This is a genomic window from Candidatus Bathyarchaeota archaeon A05DMB-5 (assembly GCA_019685655.1).
GTDB lineage: Archaea > Thermoproteota > Bathyarchaeia > Bathyarchaeales > Bathycorpusculaceae > DSLH01.
In genome coordinates this window covers 219870-237671 of record JABFQP010000003.1, presented here as the reverse complement: position 1 = coordinate 237671, position 17802 = coordinate 219870, and the positions used below count along the sequence as shown (strand labels likewise).

The window sequence follows — 17802 nt, the reverse complement described above, 5'->3', positions numbered from 1 at the left end:
TAATCCGTTAGCTTTTTGGTCATTTCCACTTTCTGAAGCATGTTTAAATTCTTTTTTCTCCGTTGCGTTTTAATCAGAAGTTGATTGTGCCGAATTTGTCGCATGAAAAACTGTGGAAACAATTTTAAGAATGTGTGGGTTTGTAACGGTATTGCAGCTCAGCTCGAGAGTGATTTAAGAGGAATGGACGATGGAGATGATGAAGAGTAAACACATAGAGAGGTTGAGTGCAAGCAAGGTTTCGAGCTGGGCTCTGCTAAGCACCGAAGAACTTCTAAGTCTACCGATTGACGAGCTTCTTGCCCGTTTAAACACTTCCTTGTCTGGGCTCTCTTCCGAAGAAGTGGAAGAACGCCTAAGAACATATGGTTACAACGAATTTGCAATGAAAAAGAAGAGAACAACTATTGTCAATTTTCTTTCTCACTTCCGGAGCCCCTTGATAATTATACTATTGATTGCAGGGGTAATTGCGGGTTTTCTTGGAGAGATTATAAACGTTGCAATTATATTTTCTATTGTTTTCGTCAGTGTGATACTTGACTTTTATCAAGAATCCAAAGCAGAAAAAGCTGCAGAAATGCTTAAAGAAAAAGTAACCACAACCGCGACAGTTCTCAGAGACGGCGCTAAACAAGAAGTGAAACTTTCAGAAATTGTTCCAGGCGACATCGTATATCTTGCAGCTGGAGACATTGTACCTGCAGATGCACGAGTCATCACTGCAAAAGACTTATTCCTGAATCAATCAGCGTTAACGGGAGAGTCATTTCCGGTAGAAAAAACATCTATGCCCGCAAAGGCAAAGGGAACAGTACCTACTGAATGGAATAACTGTCTTTTTATGGGGACTTCGGTTGTGAGTGGAACAGCCACAGCTGTAGTGCTGAAAACTGGGGGGTTCACGGAATATGGGAAAATCGCCAAGAGACTTGTAGAAAAAGAGCCTGAAACAGAATTTGAAAGGGGAATCAAGGGATTTGGTTTTCTGGTAATACAAGTCACCTTTCTTCTGGTGATGTTTGTTTTCTTCATAAACGCCCTTTACAAGCGTGACGTTTTGGAGTCCCTTCTTTTTGCTGTAGCTCTGGCTGTTGGTTTGACACCTGAGCTTCTGCCGATGATTATTACTGTAAACCTTTCCAAAGGAGCCCTTGCAATGTCTAAGAAGGGCGTTATCGTAAAGCGTCTCGCGTCTATCGAGAATTTTGGAAGTATGGATGTTTTATGTACCGATAAGACGGGTACGCTTACGGAGAACAAAATAAAGCTTGTACTGCACGTGGATATTGAAGGAAATGATGATGAAAAAGTACTGTTGTATTCATTTCTGAATAGTTATCACCAAACAGGGTTGATAAGTCCACTTGATGAGGCTATACTTGGATATAAAGACATCGACGTGAAAGATTACCAGAAAATCGATGAAGTTCCATTCGATTTCATAAGAAGGCGAGTTTCCGTCGTTGTTGAGCATGAAAAACAGCGATATTTTATTGCTAAAGGAGCCCCAGAGGAGATAGTCAAAGTATGTTCATACTGTGAACATAAAGACATGATTTTCGATTTAACAGATGATTTTCGCAGAAAAATTGAGCAGAAATACTATGATTTGAGTGCTGAAGGGTTCAGAGTCTTAGCAGTTTCCTACAAGAAACTTAGGGAAGAGAAGCCCGTATACTCTGTGAATGATGAGAGCGATATGGTGTTTTTGGGTTTTGTGGCGTTTCTTGACCCGCCTAAAGAAACAGCGCGGGAATCTCTGCAACTATTAAGCAAGGCTGGAGTGGAACTAAAAATTCTCACTGGTGACAATGAATTAGTCACGAGGAAGACATGTGAACACTTAGGTTTTGAAATCAAAGGCGTTGTTCTCGGAAACGAGATTGCTCAGATGCATGATGAAGCCCTCCAGAGAGTGGTTGAAGAAGCAAACGTTTTTGCAAGAGTGACGCCAGCCCAAAAGGACAGAATAATCACCGCGCTGAAAAACAATGGACATGTGGTTGGCTTCTTAGGAGACGGAATCAACGATGCACCTTCCATGAAGACAGCAGACATTGGCATATCTGTAGACAATGCTGTAGATGTAGCCAAGGAATCCGCTGACATCATATTGTTGCAAAAGAGCTTGCGAGTGCTGGAAGAAGGCGTTTTAGAAGGACGAAAAACTTTCGGCAACACTATGAAATACGTCATGATGGGTGTCAGCTCGAACTTCGGCAACATGTTCAGTGTCGCTGGAGCATCCTTGTTTCTGCCATTCTTGCCCATGCTTCCAATACAAATACTTTTAAACAATCTACTTTACGATTTCTCCCAATCCACAATAACAACCGACAATGTAGATTCAGAGTATGTTGAAAAACCCAAACGATGGGATATCTCCTTCATAAGGAAATTCATGATACTCTTAGGACCAATAAGCTCTATCTTTGACTTCCTAACATTCTTTATAATGCTACTTGTTTTCAACGCAACCGAGCCGCTGTTTCAAACAGCATGGTTTCTCGAGTCCCTATGTACACAAACCTTTATTATATTTGTTATAAGAACGAGAAGGACGCCTTTCTACAAGAGCAAACCAAGCAGACTTTTACTTTTAAGCAGCCTAAGTATCGTTGGCTTTGCATTAATACTGCCATTCACGCCCTTAGGCGAATTATTCCATTTTGTGCAGCCACCGTTCACGTTTTTCTTGGTCTTAGCGGCGTTGATTGGCGCTTACTTAGTGCTAACTGAAGCTGTCAAAAAGTGGTTCTATAAAAAATACGCCTACCGCTTGGAGCAAGTTCTGATTCCGACAAGACGCAGGGGACTTTACTTCAGCAAGACTGCGAGACTTGTCCAAGATATGGTGGCCATAATCTGTCTGCGTCCTGAAGACGAAATCTCAATCGATTCCTTGTTAGCCGATTTAACAAGAAGCGTGAGCTATCCTCTTGACCAAGACCAAGTAGGCCATAACATTCAACATTTAAGACGTGCAGGACTTGTCAGCATTAATTGGCGTCAGAGGACAATAAAACGAGAAAAGTCTATGAAAGAATATGTAACGAAGCAAGTGATGACTAGCCAGTTTTGGCCGCAAATAGCTGAAGATTGGCGGAAAATCAGTGACATTATTCAAGAGAAATACAAGAAAGTGAATACAGAATATCAGAACCTTTTACTATCATAGAAGTCATGGAAGTTTCTAACACAGTTTCAAGAAAAAAATTATCGAAGTACCTTTTATGCAAATTTTGCATGGATAAATCCTGAGGATTTAAACCTAACAAGCACTTTTTAAGAGGAGCATTTGCATTTTCTATAGACTTTGAAAAACGTGTTTTGGCAACTTTCTTTTAAAAAAGAGTGTGTGGGAGATGTCTCTATTTATGGCGAATTTGATTAGTTCTCATAAAGCAAATAGAATCGGATTTTAGTGCAAGGTCTACCACGGTTTCAACGTATTTATAAGGGGGGTATCTCTTCCGCAGAGAGCTTAAAAAACAAGCAAAACTCAAGGTATGATTTCGGATAGATATGAAATAGTCCTCTGAATCTTACCGATTATTCGTTTTGATTTTAATGTTTGTTTCTACTTGCGTGTCGTCTTTATCGAAAATTAGGTATGTTGCGACGTTTGTTTTATCTATTCCGTGCCAGTTGTACGTGTTTCCTATTGAAACCAACTTTTGTGTAGGTGCCACAACATTAAAGCCATCATAGTTAAAGTTGTTTTCGAATAATGCTCCGATTAACGTTATAGTTTCAGCACATGGGCTCAACTGACTGTAAATGTTTGGACTGTTGTCCGTGTAAAACATGCCACCTACCACAGTAAGCTTTGAAATCATCCGATTCCTTACGAGTATGTTGGGAACATCACCGCCCAAACCATTCTCCACCCAACAATTCGTCAACTCCAAAACTGGCAAAAGCGCATTCTCTCCAGTTCCACCTTCAACAATAATATGCGCTTCCAACTCATCACTCCACACTGTTTTGCTTGCCAAAAGACAATTCGCCAATTTCAACTCCGCCACATTCCTTGAATATACGTCTGCTTTTCTATGAAAACCAAACAAACAATGTATTAGGTTTACTTGACCACCAGTTCTGTAACCATCGCGTGCTTCGCCAATTTTGACGCCGTACTCCGTAATCGCATCTGAAACATCATTAGTTATTCTTCCATCAATCCAACAGTTAAAAAGCAAAGTGTCTTCACAACCCGTCAAATCTACATTCGCGAATTTGGCGCCCCAAATCTTGCAATTCCTAATTTGATGAACAGGCACTTGGCTTGACATGCGTATGGCATCTATGCATTTTTCAGCTAAACCATTACCATTAATGAACAAACCGTCTAAATGCGCATATCGTATATTGCGAATGTCAAAAACCGTAGACATCGGCTTAACAGCGACTATTTCAGCCCCGTCGCTTATTATGTGAAAATCTTCTTTAGGCGGCGTTATAGGCTCTGTAATGTGGAACCTTTGCTTTTTGAGATAAAGACACGAAAAACCAACATCCAAAGCATCTTGGATACTTTCATATTCTTCTCCAACTCCCACAACAACCCCAGCAGTCAACGAAGCGTTTACCGAAAATTCACCATATCGCTCATAACCTTCAAGCATCCAACCTTCATAATCTTCAAAGAACGTAAATACTGATTTGCGGTCGTCGCCGTTTGAGTTGTAGTTTGCTGTGGGCGCAGCATAGCTGATAAGCAACAGAAAAAGCATCGAAACCACTGCGAATACTGTGAGACGATAGCCTACCTTAGACTGCATCAGTCATTCCAAAACGCAATTCGCCTGCTAACATGGTAAGGTTTTGTATGTAAGCCACCTTCACTCACAGAAACCCGGCGACCAGCCAAAATCTTAATTTGCCCATTCCCAAATTGTGAATCGGTGAACGGCTTGTCTGTAACCCTACGTGACGCTCAACATCTCTGCTGGAAAAACTTCCGCAAAATTAACGATAAACTCGACCCAGAACGAGGCAAAAACTGGACACCCTTTGTAATGGTCACCGACTTACTGGAAGAAGCAGGCGAAGTGGCTGCTGTAGTTAAAGGTTTAGAAGGTTATAAGCCGCCAGAAAAGCCGAAGACTAAAGAAATGCTTGCCACGGAACTTTCAGATTTACTATACATTATCTTTGTCTTAGCTGAGCACTACGGCATAGAACTGGAAGAAGCTTTTCTGCAAACAGTGAACGATTACATGCTGCGCTTCATCAAATAGTGAAAAGCGCTCTATAAAGGTTTAAGCCCCAGAAAACTCCGCGACGAGTTTTTTGACTCTTCTTTCAATCTCGTCTCTAATTTCGCGAACCTTCTCTATAGGCTTCCCTTTCGGGTCCTCAAGCTCCCAATCAACCACTTTGTTGAGCAATGGCGCTGGACATATGCCTTCTGCACCACATCCCATAACAATTACCATGTCTGCCTCTTGAACCATTTTTGTGCTAAGCAGTTTCGGCTTGTTTCGTGATATGTCAATTCCTTTTTCACGCATGGCTTGCACAACAACTGGGTTAACATCTTTAGAAGGCATTGTGCCAGCGCTCATGGCTTCAATCTTGCCTTTACCGTAATAGTGCGCAAAAGCTTCAGCCATTTGACTTCTGCCAGCATTCTCAACACAAACAAAAAGAACCTTCCTCATTAACGTCATCCTACTTTGCTTTTACAATAATCATTGATTGAATAATTTATTATCGTTCCTATCTTTTGCTTTCGCAGTCCATGCAAGTGTCCGCGTCTCTGTTAGTCCAGAAAGTTTTGCCACACTTGACGCAAGTAGTTTTGCGCAGTAGCCCCTTATCTCCAGACTTAACCGCGGCAAAGGCAAACTCTCTTTTTGGAAAAGTTATCGCTTTTTTATGACATAACGGCTCACACGCTGTGCAACCGTTTACACATTTAAATGGATATGCAACAACAGCTTTTCCGCCTTCAAGAATGAAAACGCCATTTGGACAGAATTCTACACATTTAGGCTTACCAAAGCTGGCGCAACCATCGCATTTTTCCGGAAAAACTGTTGGATACCATGGTGCACAAGAGTTTGCCATTAAGATTTTCCCTCCTTACCTGATTTTCTTCGGCAGTCAAAGCAGTATTCAGTTTCAAAATTTGCCAAAAAAGTTTTTCCACATTCTTTACATTTTACTTCTTTAAGCATTCCTTCTTTTATCGGCGAAACTGACTTCAGAACGTCTGTTGCCGCTTGTGTGCACGCGCATGAGGCTTTCTTTTCTGTCTTTTCGTCCTTCATAGGCTACAGCGACCCACTTAAAAAGCCATATAATAAACCGAATATTACGCTGCCCGCCCAAGCAATTAACATGTATGTTAAAACAACTTTCCACTTAGCTATTCGCGAAACAGCCAAAGCATTTGCAACATCATACGGCTGTCCCATAAGCCAGCTGAGCAATGCACCTTTTGACATACCCAAAGCGTACATTCCTCTTCCGAGAACAATTTCGACTAATGTTGGCGTGTACAATGGTCCACCGATAACTGACGCAAGTAACACACCTGTTACGCCCGTCAGATAAGTGCCAACTATGTCTTCGGGCAAGTAGGCTTCCACGTAGCCAACCACAATTAAGCCCGCGAGAAAGAAGGGTAAAATTTGCTTTGCTAGATATGCTGCGAATTTTAATGATGCCCAAAGTCTCTCGTCCAAAGGCGGCTTAACCACCTCAACCGATGCCTGACCAGCGGGAACGTTTAGTTGATGCTCCTTCTCTATTGCCTTTCCCCACGGAGTCTTAGAAATTATTATGCCAGCAGATAAAGCAACAACAACTGAAACTATTATGCGCACTCCAGCAAGTTCCCAAGATATTAGCTCTCCAGTTAATAGAATGCTTAGTATGTTGGCTGCGGGTGCCATCAAAAGAAAAGTTATGGCTGGACCGATTCCTGCTCCAGCATAGAGCACGCCCGCAAACAGCGGAACCATTGTGCATGAACAAACAGTCAAGAAAGGCGCCATTCCAAGAGCAAGTCCATATCCAGCAACCTTTCCGCTGCCCATATACTTTGTAATCGCCTCTTTCGGCACAAACTCGTAAACCAACCCTGCAGCAACAAACGCAAAAAGTAAGCATATCCATCCGTGGCTAAAGTAGTCTATGAGATAGGCTATTGGGATTTCCCATACGGCGAGTCCATGAAAATCAGCTGGCTTCATTGTTGGCGCAAGCGAATAAGCCATTACGCGACTGTAAATTAGTAAGCCGATTACTGTGAATACAAAAAGCAAAAGTATTGCTGTTCGAATACTTCTGACTGTTTTCTCATCCATAATCTTTCAGGCTCTACTTTGCAGCTTCTCTTATCAACCTTTCAATTTCGTCTTCTTTCGGAACCCTTCCCATAATTTTGACAATGTTGTTTATGGCTATGGCAGGAGAAACCAGAACGCCATATTTGCCCACTATTTCTTTTGACATCACGTTAGCTTTTTGAATCTCCACCCTAATCTCCGACTGCTTCAGTCTCTCAGCAGCTTTCTCCACAGCCTTCTTTGCCGCTTGACACCGCATGCACGGCGGTTCAGGCCCAATGACTTCTACTTTTACTTCCTTCATGTTCTCACCTTGCTTGATTATTGAGAAATATAACAATATTTAAATATTGCTATTAACTTTGCTTTGAACATGCATCCAAAAATAAAAAACACAAACAAGTTCAAGGCTAAAATCTTCAATGCACTCGCTGACCCAATCAGGATTGAGATTCTGGAGTGCTTGCGTAGCGGCGAGAAATGCGTATGCGAGATTATTCCACACGTGAAAATCGCGCAGCCTCTTGTTTCTAGGCATTTGGCCATTCTGAAAAATTGCGGACTTGTAAAGCATAGAAAAGATGGGAACAGAAGGTTTTATTCAGTTACTGACCCTGAGGTCTTTCGAATAATTGACGCCGTTGATGTTGATTTGGTGGATGCGATTTCGAAACGTGTTATTGAACAAATTGTTTAGTAGGAGGCGAAAATGGGAGATGTCCAAAGAGGGAGAATGGCAAGAAGGAATGCCAACGCATGAGGCTATACTGTTCTCTTGTTTTGGCGGTTTATCAAACACTGGAATAACCAGCGCTTTGGCGTGCTTGGAAGCTGTTAAGGAGCTTGGCTTGGCAAAGGTGGCTATTGGTTGTTTGCCTTCTGTGCCGTTGGGTGTGAAACCAGTTATTGGAAAGGCTAAAGCTGCAAAGAAAATCATAACGGTGGATGGTTGTCCTTTTGAATGTGCACGAAAGACGATAGAGGCTGCTGGTTTCAAAATTGACAAGAGCATAGTGCTTGTCAGAGATATCGGTATGAAAAAAGTGGCTCTGCATACTGACATTGGCAAGGGCTTAGGTGTTGAAAAATACGTGTCTCAAGAAGACATACGCAAGGCTAAGGAACTAATCATAAAATCAATCCTAGAAAAATGATTTGTTAACTTAAAAAAGAGGTGAAATAATCGATATGTCTGAAGAAACAATTATTCAGCCAAAAATTCTTCCGCTTTGTTATAAGGTTGCAGAACATGAAAATGTAGTTTGGGTTTGTGATGGAGCGGCAAACGTGGGACAAATAGGGCATGCAGTTGGAGTTTTGCTCACTAACTTGGACAAAGCTCGAATGTGTTGCACAACGGCGGTTGCTGCAAATTCAAAACCACACTTGGAAATTGCGGAGAAAGCGAAAAAGAACATCGTCATAAACGGATGTGGCAACAAGTGTGCTTCAAAAGTTATGGAGAAAGCTGGAAAAAGAATAGACTATGAGATAGACATATCAAAGTATCTGCAAAAGGTGCCTATACTTGACATATATCAAGCAGATGTCAAGAAAATAGCTAAAATAGTCATAAACGAGGCAAGACTGTAACAGTAATGAGATTGGGGAATTAGAGCTGTGGAAAACAAGATTCTCAGCAGAAAAATTGGACAGATTTTGGGTTTAGATTCACCGGTGATAGCTGTTAAAATAGTTAAAACAGAAGAGCCGCATCCTAACATACAATCTCCACAGCAGAAATCTAGATATTGTCAGCTTCTCATGCTTGCAAGAAAAGGGCAAACTCTAATGTTGACTTCTGAAGATTTAGCTTGTCCAGCTGCAAAAGCAGCGTTAGGATTTGCACCATTGCCGGAAAAAATTTCTAGCGGTGAAATGCTTTGCACTCTAGGACTTTTCCAAGGTAAACAAGCAGCAGCAAAAACAATGAGTATGACACCAAAAATAAAGCTTGGAGCAACGAAGGCGGTGGTTGCTGGACCTTTGGAAAATTTTCCCTTAACTCCTGACGTCATCGTGGTTGAGGGGCTTCCTGAACAAATTATGTGGCTTTGCCTCGCCCGAAACTTCAAAGAAGGGGGACGCCTCAACTTTAGCTCTTCTATTTTCCAATGCTGTTGTGTTGATGTGACTGTTGTGCCATATTTAACTGATGAAATTAACATAAGCCCTGGCTGTTATGGTTGTCGAGAAGCTACAGATACACCGGCCGAGCACATGTTTATAGGAGTTCCACTTAAGCTTCTTGAAGAAATTGTTCAGTCTTTGGAATTCTTGTCGAAAAAAGCAATGAAAACTGTGAAAGAGAAAAGAGTATACAAACTCTACACAAGTCATAATCCAAATTAGCTTTAAAATTAAGGATGGGAAGTATGCCGACAAAACGAAAGAAAAGGGAAAGCTGGAAGGAAAAGCAGCGAAAAAGGCAAGTAAAACAGCAAAGGTCGCAAGAAGCATATCAGATAAGGAAAGAAAGAGAAACTGTTAAAAAACCACGAAAGTGGTTAAAATGGAAGATTCTTGGAGCATTTTGTCTGGCTATTATGATATTTGGAGTATATGGTTATTGGCAATATTATATTAGTCAACTTCCTCCGTCAATAGGTGGCGCTGCAAGCACTTCGGCATCAACGGGTTTAGCATCAGCATTCTCTATAAGGGACATAAATGGGACACAATTTACTTTAAATCAAGACAGCGAAAAAGTCATCATCGTTCATTTTATGGCGGTGGGTTGCAGTGGACAAATTTATGATATAAATAAACATCAACTCAGGCAGCTAAAGAGTCTCTGTAACACTTATTGCGTAGGTCACCCGTTCGTTATAGTGACTGTTGCCGTTGCAACATGCCCAAATAGTCAGCTTGCGAGTATCCGCAGTAGTTATGGCGTTACATGGATTTTGGGTAATGATTATGACGATCAGATATTGGACATAGTGAACACTTATACTGCTTACTCGATTCGTGATGGAAGTGTTATTTTAGTGGACAAATCATTCCATGTAGCTCAAGTATACACAGAGCAGATAGCGCCAGATATTGTGGCATCTAAAATAAATCAACTTCTAGAGGTTTGATAGAACATGTTTGAAGAAGCTTTTGGCTTGTTCCTTCTTGGACTCGCAACTTTCCTTTCACCTTGTTCCATTGCTCTTATCTCAGTTTATCTTACTTTTGCGGTAGGCGTCGGTAAAAATATTTTGAAAGGGGTAGTCATTGGAGTGAGTTTTACTCTGGCCATGTGTCTTGTCTTCTTTTTCCTTGGCTATGCTATAACCTCTCTTATTCCGTTAAGTATGGTAAATTATCCAATGTTCCTTGGAATTGCTGGTGCTATTCTCATAATTTTCGGAATTAACAATTTAGGGTATCTCAAAAAAACTAACATTGCAATCAATATTAGCAATTCTTTAAACGAGCGGATAAACGCCCTCAAACTGAATGCGTTAACAGGCTTTTCAAAGTATAATTATATAATTAGCTCCTTTCTTTTCGGACTAGTCATCTCTATAGCATTAGGGCCATGCTCACTGTCCATAGTATTACCCGCCATCCTGCTGACCATACTAACAGCGCCTACTCCTTTTCATGGCGGTTTTCTACTCTTTATGTTTGGGTTAGGTCATGCGTTACCAGTAATCTTGCTGAGTACTTTGCTCGCAACAGCTAGGAAGGCTATAAGCCAAAGAATATCTGAAAAAGGTGATTTGTTAACAAAAGGCTTTGGAATTGTTTTTCTCATAATTGGCATCGTAATGGTTGGATTCACACTGAGAGGTTTGATATGACTAAAAAAAGTAAGGTGAAGATTGAGGTCTTTGTGCCCTTCGGCTCTTGTGCTTGTGATTTTGCCCCTTTTATGGATAAAATCGGTAATGTAACCTCAAGATTCAAAGATTTCGTTGAAGTTCAAATGAAGTCGCTTAAGTCACCTGAGGCTTCTAAGTACGGAGTGCAAGGCTTATGCGTAGTAGTTGATGGTGCAGTTAAGCTTCCCGTGGATTTTGACGAGAAAGAACTTGAAGAAATTATTCTTGAGAGGAACAGAAATGAAGATTGATGATTTCATGGAACTTTTGTTTCCTGAGGTTTTAGTTAAAAAGATTGAGATAAAGGAGATAACGCCTTGCACTGCAGACCCTGAAAAGATTAAGTTTTTGGCTCACGCTGATAAGCCTCTTGAGGATGTGCTTCCTATTCTTTATCTTGCGATTCCAAACGCGAAATATTCTGAGAAACTAGGCGCTTTGAGCTATAGATACAAGCAGCATTTGATAACAATGTTTTCGACTGGAAGAATCGGAATGACCTACGTCAAAGATAGAAGCGAAGCGGAACAACTGATAGAAGAAGCAAAAAACCTCATAAACCATGCTTTCGTCTACCTCAAAATTCATGGAAAACCTGAACCCAAGTTGATAAAGGCAAAGAAGGAACTTGATCCAACAAAGATTTACGAAAAACTGCCGAAGACCAACTGCAAAGAATGCGGAGAGCAAGGATGCTTCGCTTTTGCGGCAAAACTCTTGAATGGCGAGAAATCGTTACATGACTGCTCCCCCTTGAGCTTGGAAGAAAATGTTGCGATTAGAATTCAAATTGAAAAGATGATGAGCCCTATTAAATTGAAGTAAAAACGCGAATTTAAAACATATTTAAATATTTTGTTTTGTTAAATTATCACGGTCAAAATGTCTAAGATAAAAATTGATAAAAGACTTAAGCGGCTTGTAAACACTGGAATATGTCCCCATGATGACCCACTGAAATACGCTGATGAGCTTAAAGAGCTTGCGGATGAAGTTGCAAATGCAGAAGAAGCTGGAAAACAAAGTAAATTTTTCAAGGCATTAAGTGACGCGACTAGAATAAGAATTTTGAAGCTTTTGGAAGTTAGGGAAATGTGTGTCTGCGAAATTATGATTGCGCTTGGCTTGACACAACCCACAACTTCTCATCACCTGGGAATATTAGAAAATGTGGGATTAGTAAGGAGTAGAAAGGAAGGGAAATGGGTTTACTACATGATAGCTGACCCGAAATTAATTCAAAACTTGCGCAGATTCCACATCATGCGATAAGCACATGCTTGGTTATTTATCTCTTGGAGAATTGTAACAATAGATTTAAATACTTTAATATGTTCCTTTTATAGCTCACGGTGAAACATCACTTGAAAAAGATATTGGTCGGTGTTGACGGTTCAGAGTATGCGGAAAAAGCTCTGAAACAAGCAATTCAAATTGCACAGAAGTTTTCTGCGCAGGTAACTGTAGTGAATGTTTATCACGCTCCTACTGGTCAGGAAGTAAGCCAAAAAATCTTAGATAAGGCTAAAGCCATTCTAGAAAACAATGATGTTAAGTTTAATCTTGTCTCCGTTTTGAACCCTAACACTCCTAAAGTCATCACGGACATGGCTGAAGACGAAAAGTTTGACTTAATCGTTGTTGGAAGCAGAGGAATAGGCGCAATACATGCCTATTTGATAGGAAGCGTGTGCAACAAAATATGCTATGACTCACCTGTTAGTGTACTCGTTGTAAAGTAATTTTGTCGAAGTGAGAAAAATTGAGTTCTGCTGAAGAGCCCACGTCAACCAGAAAAGTCGAACTTGGCATTTTCGAGAAATACCTAACGCTTTGGATAGCCATATGCATAGTGGCTGGACTGCTTGTTGGAAGATTTCTGCCACAATTCGGAGAATTTATGGAGTCTCTTAAGTTCGGGCAGTTGTCAATTCCGATAGGCATTCTCTTGTTCTTCATGATGTATCCAACCGTTGTGGGAATACGATTCAGCGATATCAAAAAGGCTGCCAAAAAACCGAAACCATTACTCGTTACAATAATTGCTAACTGGATCATAGCTCCACCATTAATGACACTTTACGCGAACACAATTTTGGCTGGAAATTCTCAATACATTGCAGGAGTCATCCTCTTAGGGTTGTCTCCTTGCACTGCTATGGTAATGTGGTGGATGTTTCTCGCGAAAGGTGATTTAGCACAAGGATTGATAAATACCGCAATCAATGCATTGTTAATGCTCTTTCTTTACGCTCCATTGGCGGCTCTGTATTTAGGTGTAAGCAGCATTCCCGTGCCGTGGGATCTGATTGCTATGAGTGTGCTGTTTTTTATAGCTTTACCAATAGTCTCAGGAGCAATTTCCCGAAAGCTGATATTAGATAAAAAAGGTGAAGAGTGGTTCACCAACGTTTACACGCCAATAATCGGAAAAATCTCCATTGTTGCTCTATTAACAACTTTAATAGTTTTATTCTCCTTTGAAGGGCAAACAATTCTGAATAATCCTCTCTTGGTTGCTTATCTTGCAGCTCCAAACCTATTGCATTATGCTACGATGATTACGTGGACATATCTTCTAGGCTATTTTGCTGGTTGGGCTTACGAAACCGCCATCGACACTACTCTTATAGGTTCAAGCAGTCACTTCGAAGTGGCGATTGCCGTTGCTACTACTCTTTATGGTATTGGTTCCGGAGCGGCATTGGCTACAGTTATAGGACCGTTAATGGAAGTGCCCTTGATGCTTTCGCTTGTCAAGCTTGGCTTGCGAACCCGAAAATATTTTCCACGAAAGAAACGTCAGATGGTCCAGTAAGAACAAATTGCCAATTTTTCTCCAAACTGATTTTTCAAGAATTGCATCACGTCTTTTTCGTCAATGTAGCGGTTTCCCGTCTTATCTCGGCGCAAAGATATGCCCGTTTCTTTCAGTCTGTCTCCTTTGCAAAAATCAATGAAAACGTAATACGATTCTTTGCATGGTATTATTAGTCTCAAGTTTGTAAGCTCTCTTGCCGGAGACAAACCGTTCTGTTCTATATTGTAAACAATGGAGTTAGGCTTTTTTTCCATAACTAAACGTTTGAATTCTTCCCAACTTTTGACTTTGACAACTTCACCGCTCATAATGAGTCTACTTATTCTACAAGTGCCGATTATTAAAGAATCTTTTGGATGATTTACCTTGACCACACGTGTTGTTGAGAGTAACACTTATATATGTAACACTGTTACATACATTATCCGAACGAAAAAGAGGCAAAAACAATGTGTGGTTCCAACCGATGCCATTGTCGACATGACTATCCAGAGCGAGGCTGGATACAATTCCTAATGCTAAGAATACTCTATGAAAAACCAATGCACGGCTACCAGCTCCTAGAAGAAATCGAAGAAAGAAGCTGCGGATGTCACAAACTCGAACCGGGCTCTATCTATACGCTTCTGAGAAGAATGGAAGAGAGAGGCTTGCTTGAATCCAAATGGGAGAAAACCGAAGGCGGTCCAGACAAACGCGTTTACAAAGTAACCAAAAACGGCGTGGAAGCTCTTAGAATGGGACTTAAATCAATTGTGCAGAGAAAACTGCTTTTCGACGACCTAGCACGTTTTTATAAAGAACATTTTGCGAAGGAAAAGGGAGGTGAAAAGTGAATGTGTGGAGAAAGTTGTTGTAGACCAGGGCATCATCATGAACATCACGGACATGGAATCTGTATGGGCTATCACATGCCACTAATGGATGTTAACGAAGAAGTCAAGATGCTTGAAGAATACAAAGAAGCATTAACCAAACGATTGGAAAAAGTTAACAAACGACTTGAGGCTCTAAAACGTTAGTTTGTTTGAAAATCCGCTTTTCCACTTTTACCTTTAATTTTAATGGTGGATATTTATGAAAGAAAATGAAAAAGAAATGAAAATAATAAACTTGAAAAAATTTGTGGAATTTTCGCCAGAAAAAGGCGTACTAAATACTATGGAAAAGCGCAAAAGTGTAAAGAAAGACTTGATGAAAACAGAAAATTATAATCTCGTGTTAATTTGCCTTAATGTTGGACAAGAAATCCCATCACGCCCTGAACCTTACGCTGTTTGCTTCCAAATCCTCGAATGCAGCGGAACGTTCACCGTAGGCAATGAAGAAGCTGATTTGTCTTCGGGTGAGATGCTTTTCGTTCCAGCAAATATGCCACGAGGAATAAAAAGCAAGGAACGACTAGTTTTGTTAGGCATCCAAGACCCCCATTAGAAGTTGAAACAATGAATTTTGCAATAGAAGTTAAGAATCTAACAAAACACTACGAGGATGTAACCGCAATTGACCATATAAATTTTGAAGTTAAAAAGGGCGAAATTTTCGGATTTCTTGGACCCAATGGAGCGGGCAAAACCACAACTATCCGAATTTTGACAGGACTAATAAAACCTGATACGGGAAAAGCATCTGTAGCCAATCATGACATTTTGAAAAACCCAATCGAAGCCAAACAACGTATTGGAATCGTCCCAGAAGTCTCAAACGCCTACATAGATCTCTCAGCGTGGGAAAACTTGACATTAATAGGAAAGCTTTATGGCGTTCCAAAATCAAAAATTCAAGAGAACACCATTCAACTTTTGAAAGAATTCGGATTATATGAAGTTAAGAACAAGCTTGTTAAAGGCTTCTCGAAAGGAATGAAGCAAAGGCTTTTGTTATGTATGGCTTTAGTAAACGACCCAGAGGTGCTTTTTCTAGACGAGCCTACTTCTGGGCTTGATGTTGAAAGTGCAAGAGTTTTGAGAGAGAAAATTACACAGTTTAACAAGGAAGGGAAGACTGTTTTCCTTTCAACTCACAACATGGAAGAAGCAAACCAGCTTTGCCATAGAATAGCGATAATCAACCATGGAAGAATAGCGGCTATAGACACGCCTGAGAACTTAAGAATTCAAAGTATGGAACTCCAATACATTGAGGTCATTTTAGATAAACCAGTAGACCTCCAAATATTTTCAGAAAATCCAAACGTAAAAAAAGCTTTTTTTGCAGGAAACAAATTACGAATCTCTACTGCCAACCCATCCGCTGTGATTGAATTTTTGGCGGATTTCGCCAAACAAAAAGGTATACGAATTTTGAGCTTAAATACTATGATGCCCTCGCTGGAGGACGTTTTCATAAAACTCATTAAAGAAAAGGAGGTTGCTTTAAAATAAGTCAATTCACAGAACAATTTAAGCGTTCTTTCGTCATAGCGAAAAAGAACATCAAAATTTACTATTCAAAAGGGCCAGTCATTATTTTCGGGCTTGTATTCCCACTGTTTTTGGCTTTGGCTTACGTTATCGGGCGAAACATACCTTTAAGAGAAGTTTTGCCTGGAATAATCGGTATGACCACGTTTTTTACAGCAACTTCTGTTGGGCCTTCTATTGTGCCTTGGGAAACCCGGTCAAAAACCCTCGAGAGGCTCTTATGCTGTCCTGTTGCCTTTTGGACGATAATAGTTGGAGATATGCTAGCGTCATTCATTTTTGGGCTCGTCATATCTATATTTCCGCTTATTCTCCTCTTGACTTTCAACGTGGGACTATTGAACTTTGTAGCTTTGCTTTTAGGATTAGTTACTGCAAACTTGTGTTTCTCAGCTTTAAGTGTTCTTCTCTCAGCTTATCCACCAACAGATATTCCAGCTACATCCATGATGTTGTCATCTCTAGTTAAATTTCCCTTAGTATTCATAAGTGGTGTCTTCATACCAATCGAGCAACTACCAGAGTGGGGAAGAATTATAGCTTCCTTTTCTCCTTTGACGTATTTCACAGACTTAGCCCGACAATTTATCATGGATAAGGGATACTATCCAATAATGCTGGATTACATAATGATTTTGATTTTTGCGTCCATATTCATGTTTGCTGCAATAAAATTACATGAAAGAACTTTAACCAAGAGATTAAGTTAATACGATATACAAAAATATGCCTTTCGACTTAGAATAATGCGCAGATGAAAACAATTGTAATATTCATTCGTCAACGAGAAATCAGCAAAGTCTTCCCCGATGGTCTTCGGCTTATTTTGGGTGATAATGCTTCCATAATCGATGTCATTAAGGCTGTTGATTTAGAAATAAAAGAGAAAGCAAGCAAGTTTCCAATCGAAAAGTACAAAAGTTTACTCCACATGGTCTATAACCCTCACAGGAACAGATTCTATAATCAAGTGGCAATTCACGCCTATGCTAAATCCACATTTTTAAACGTAAGAGAAAATCCTTTAATGCCATTGCCAAACGAAACAACAATCGTCTTAATTCCTGAGAATGGCTGCCAAACAGATTGGGAAGAACCTGTTGAATGAGAGATTAATGAATGGAAAAATAAGAGGAGAAATGCTAAAGTTTCTTGTATACCATGTCTTTTTCTCTGACTCGCTCTGCAACCTTCAAGCCTATACTCTGTCCTGCTTTGGCTTGCTGAACGTTTTTATGTTCAATCTGCATGGACTCCACAACTTGCTCGAAATCTGTTGTAGGTCCCTTAATGAGTATGGTATCGCCAACAGACAAGGGTTTAGTAAGCTCAATAACCGCCACGCTGATTTTTGGGAAGAAATGAGTTACACGCCCAACCTCAACAACCTCTTCTTCACTCAAGCATCGCATCTCCTAAAAACACAATAAGAGTAGTAT

26 protein-coding genes and 1 pseudogene are annotated in these 17802 nt (G+C 40.4%); 19 read left to right on the top strand and 8 right to left on the bottom strand.

Annotated features, from left to right (window positions below):
- The first annotated feature begins 199 nt into the window (after positions 1 to 199).
- A complete protein-coding gene (mgtA, locus tag HM003_05730) occupies positions 200 to 3181 on the top strand; it encodes a magnesium-translocating P-type ATPase (protein MBX5328836.1) in 2982 nt (993 codons plus the stop codon).
- Between the two features lie 367 nt (positions 3182 to 3548).
- Here the strand turns inward: mgtA and HM003_05725 are convergent, their stop codons facing one another.
- The gene (locus HM003_05725) at positions 3549 to 4787 is read right to left on the bottom strand and encodes a hypothetical protein (GenBank protein MBX5328835.1); all 1239 of its coding nucleotides are present in this window, start codon (positions 4785 to 4787) and stop codon (positions 3549 to 3551) included.
- A 132-nt stretch (positions 4788 to 4919) separates the two neighbouring features.
- On the opposite strand from HM003_05725, the gene HM003_05720 reads away from it, so the two are divergent.
- Positions 4920 to 5246 (top strand): hypothetical protein, encoded by a 327-nt coding sequence (locus HM003_05720; GenBank protein MBX5328834.1) that lies wholly within the window; start codon positions 4920 to 4922, stop codon positions 5244 to 5246.
- A 21-nt stretch (positions 5247 to 5267) separates the two neighbouring features.
- Here HM003_05720 and HM003_05715 read toward each other — a convergent pair whose 3' ends face one another.
- The 5 genes and pseudogenes from HM003_05715 to HM003_05695 all read right to left on the bottom strand — a co-directional run bounded on the left by HM003_05715 (position 5268) and on the right by HM003_05695 (position 7608).
- On the bottom strand, positions 5268 to 5669 hold the full coding sequence (locus HM003_05715; GenBank protein ID MBX5328833.1) for an arsenate reductase ArsC: 402 nt from the start codon (positions 5667 to 5669) through the stop codon (positions 5268 to 5270).
- Positions 5670 to 5865: 196 nt separating this feature from the next.
- Positions 5866 to 6078 (bottom strand): annotated as a pseudogene (locus HM003_05710) (hypothetical protein).
- Positions 6078 to 6281, bottom strand: a complete 204-nt coding sequence (locus HM003_05705; protein MBX5328832.1) for a hypothetical protein — start codon at positions 6279 to 6281, stop codon at positions 6078 to 6080. The pseudogene HM003_05710 and the gene HM003_05705 overlap by 1 nt, the downstream one beginning before the upstream one ends.
- A 3-nt stretch (positions 6282 to 6284) precedes the next feature.
- Positions 6285 to 7322 (bottom strand): hypothetical protein, encoded by a 1038-nt coding sequence (locus tag HM003_05700; GenBank protein ID MBX5328831.1) that lies wholly within the window; start codon positions 7320 to 7322, stop codon positions 6285 to 6287.
- Between the two features lie 13 nt (positions 7323 to 7335).
- Positions 7336 to 7608: a DUF2703 domain-containing protein gene (locus HM003_05695; protein MBX5328830.1), complete on the bottom strand. Its 273-nt coding sequence runs from the start codon at positions 7606 to 7608 to the stop codon at positions 7336 to 7338.
- A gap of 69 nt (positions 7609 to 7677) precedes the next feature.
- On the opposite strand from HM003_05695, the gene HM003_05690 reads away from it, so the two are divergent.
- From HM003_05690 to arsB, 11 genes are all read left to right on the top strand, one after another.
- Positions 7678 to 8001: a winged helix-turn-helix transcriptional regulator gene (locus tag HM003_05690; protein MBX5328829.1), complete on the top strand. Its 324-nt coding sequence runs from the start codon at positions 7678 to 7680 to the stop codon at positions 7999 to 8001.
- Between the two features lie 19 nt (positions 8002 to 8020).
- Positions 8021 to 8458: a hypothetical protein gene (locus HM003_05685; GenBank protein MBX5328828.1), complete on the top strand. Its 438-nt coding sequence runs from the start codon at positions 8021 to 8023 to the stop codon at positions 8456 to 8458.
- Between the two features lie 34 nt (positions 8459 to 8492).
- Positions 8493 to 8897: a zinc-binding protein gene (locus tag HM003_05680; protein MBX5328827.1), complete on the top strand. Its 405-nt coding sequence runs from the start codon at positions 8493 to 8495 to the stop codon at positions 8895 to 8897.
- A 27-nt stretch (positions 8898 to 8924) separates the two neighbouring features.
- Positions 8925 to 9656, top strand: coding sequence for a DUF169 domain-containing protein (locus HM003_05675; GenBank protein MBX5328826.1), 732 nt, complete (start codon positions 8925 to 8927; stop codon positions 9654 to 9656).
- Positions 9657 to 9679: 23 nt separating this feature from the next.
- The gene (locus HM003_05670; protein MBX5328825.1) at positions 9680 to 10387 is read left to right on the top strand and encodes a hypothetical protein; all 708 of its coding nucleotides are present in this window, start codon (positions 9680 to 9682) and stop codon (positions 10385 to 10387) included.
- A gap of 6 nt (positions 10388 to 10393) precedes the next feature.
- Positions 10394 to 11098, top strand: a complete 705-nt coding sequence (locus HM003_05665) for a hypothetical protein (protein MBX5328824.1) — start codon at positions 10394 to 10396, stop codon at positions 11096 to 11098.
- On the top strand, positions 11095 to 11370 hold the full coding sequence (locus HM003_05660; GenBank protein MBX5328823.1) for a hypothetical protein: 276 nt from the start codon (positions 11095 to 11097) through the stop codon (positions 11368 to 11370). Before HM003_05665 ends, HM003_05660 begins: the two co-directional genes overlap by 4 nt.
- Complete coding sequence (locus HM003_05655; protein MBX5328822.1) at positions 11360 to 11944, top strand: Fe-S protein; 585 nt, start codon at positions 11360 to 11362, stop codon at positions 11942 to 11944. Before HM003_05660 ends, HM003_05655 begins: the two co-directional genes overlap by 11 nt.
- A gap of 57 nt (positions 11945 to 12001) precedes the next feature.
- Complete coding sequence (locus HM003_05650) at positions 12002 to 12391, top strand: winged helix-turn-helix transcriptional regulator (GenBank protein MBX5328821.1); 390 nt, start codon at positions 12002 to 12004, stop codon at positions 12389 to 12391.
- A 92-nt stretch (positions 12392 to 12483) separates the two neighbouring features.
- A complete protein-coding gene (locus HM003_05645) occupies positions 12484 to 12861 on the top strand; it encodes a universal stress protein (protein MBX5328820.1) in 378 nt (125 codons plus the stop codon).
- Positions 12862 to 12881: 20 nt separating this feature from the next.
- The gene (gene arsB / locus HM003_05640) at positions 12882 to 13937 is read left to right on the top strand and encodes an ACR3 family arsenite efflux transporter (protein MBX5328819.1); all 1056 of its coding nucleotides are present in this window, start codon (positions 12882 to 12884) and stop codon (positions 13935 to 13937) included.
- Here the strand turns inward: arsB and HM003_05635 are convergent.
- Positions 13922 to 14248, bottom strand: coding sequence for a hypothetical protein (locus HM003_05635; GenBank protein ID MBX5328818.1), 327 nt, complete (start codon positions 14246 to 14248; stop codon positions 13922 to 13924). The genes arsB and HM003_05635 overlap by 16 nt on opposite strands.
- Before the next feature lie 141 nt (positions 14249 to 14389).
- On the opposite strand from HM003_05635, the gene HM003_05630 reads away from it, so the two are divergent.
- Genes HM003_05630 through HM003_05605 form a run of 6 tightly spaced genes read left to right on the top strand, consistent with a single transcriptional unit; the run spans position 14390 to position 17471 of the window.
- Positions 14390 to 14776 carry a PadR family transcriptional regulator gene (locus HM003_05630; protein ID MBX5328817.1) on the top strand — a complete coding sequence of 129 codons (387 nt, stop codon included), beginning with the start codon at positions 14390 to 14392 and terminating at the stop codon, positions 14774 to 14776.
- On the top strand, positions 14777 to 14962 hold the full coding sequence (locus HM003_05625; protein ID MBX5328816.1) for a DUF5320 domain-containing protein: 186 nt from the start codon (positions 14777 to 14779) through the stop codon (positions 14960 to 14962). It abuts the gene before it with no gap.
- A gap of 55 nt (positions 14963 to 15017) precedes the next feature.
- A complete protein-coding gene (locus HM003_05620) occupies positions 15018 to 15374 on the top strand; it encodes a cupin domain-containing protein (protein ID MBX5328815.1) in 357 nt (118 codons plus the stop codon).
- A gap of 11 nt (positions 15375 to 15385) precedes the next feature.
- The gene (locus HM003_05615) at positions 15386 to 16324 is read left to right on the top strand and encodes an ATP-binding cassette domain-containing protein (protein ID MBX5328814.1); all 939 of its coding nucleotides are present in this window, start codon (positions 15386 to 15388) and stop codon (positions 16322 to 16324) included.
- Positions 16321 to 17073 carry an ABC transporter permease gene (locus HM003_05610; protein MBX5328813.1) on the top strand — a complete coding sequence of 251 codons (753 nt, stop codon included), beginning with the start codon at positions 16321 to 16323 and terminating at the stop codon, positions 17071 to 17073. The genes HM003_05615 and HM003_05610 overlap by 4 nt, the downstream gene beginning before the upstream one ends.
- Positions 17074 to 17117: 44 nt before the next feature.
- Positions 17118 to 17471 (top strand): hypothetical protein, encoded by a 354-nt coding sequence (locus HM003_05605; GenBank protein MBX5328812.1) that lies wholly within the window; start codon positions 17118 to 17120, stop codon positions 17469 to 17471.
- A 34-nt stretch (positions 17472 to 17505) separates the two neighbouring features.
- Here HM003_05605 and HM003_05600 read toward each other — a convergent pair whose 3' ends face one another.
- Complete coding sequence (locus HM003_05600) at positions 17506 to 17766, bottom strand: translation elongation factor-like protein (GenBank protein MBX5328811.1); 261 nt, start codon at positions 17764 to 17766, stop codon at positions 17506 to 17508.
- Between the last annotated feature and the right edge of the window lie 36 nt (positions 17767 to 17802).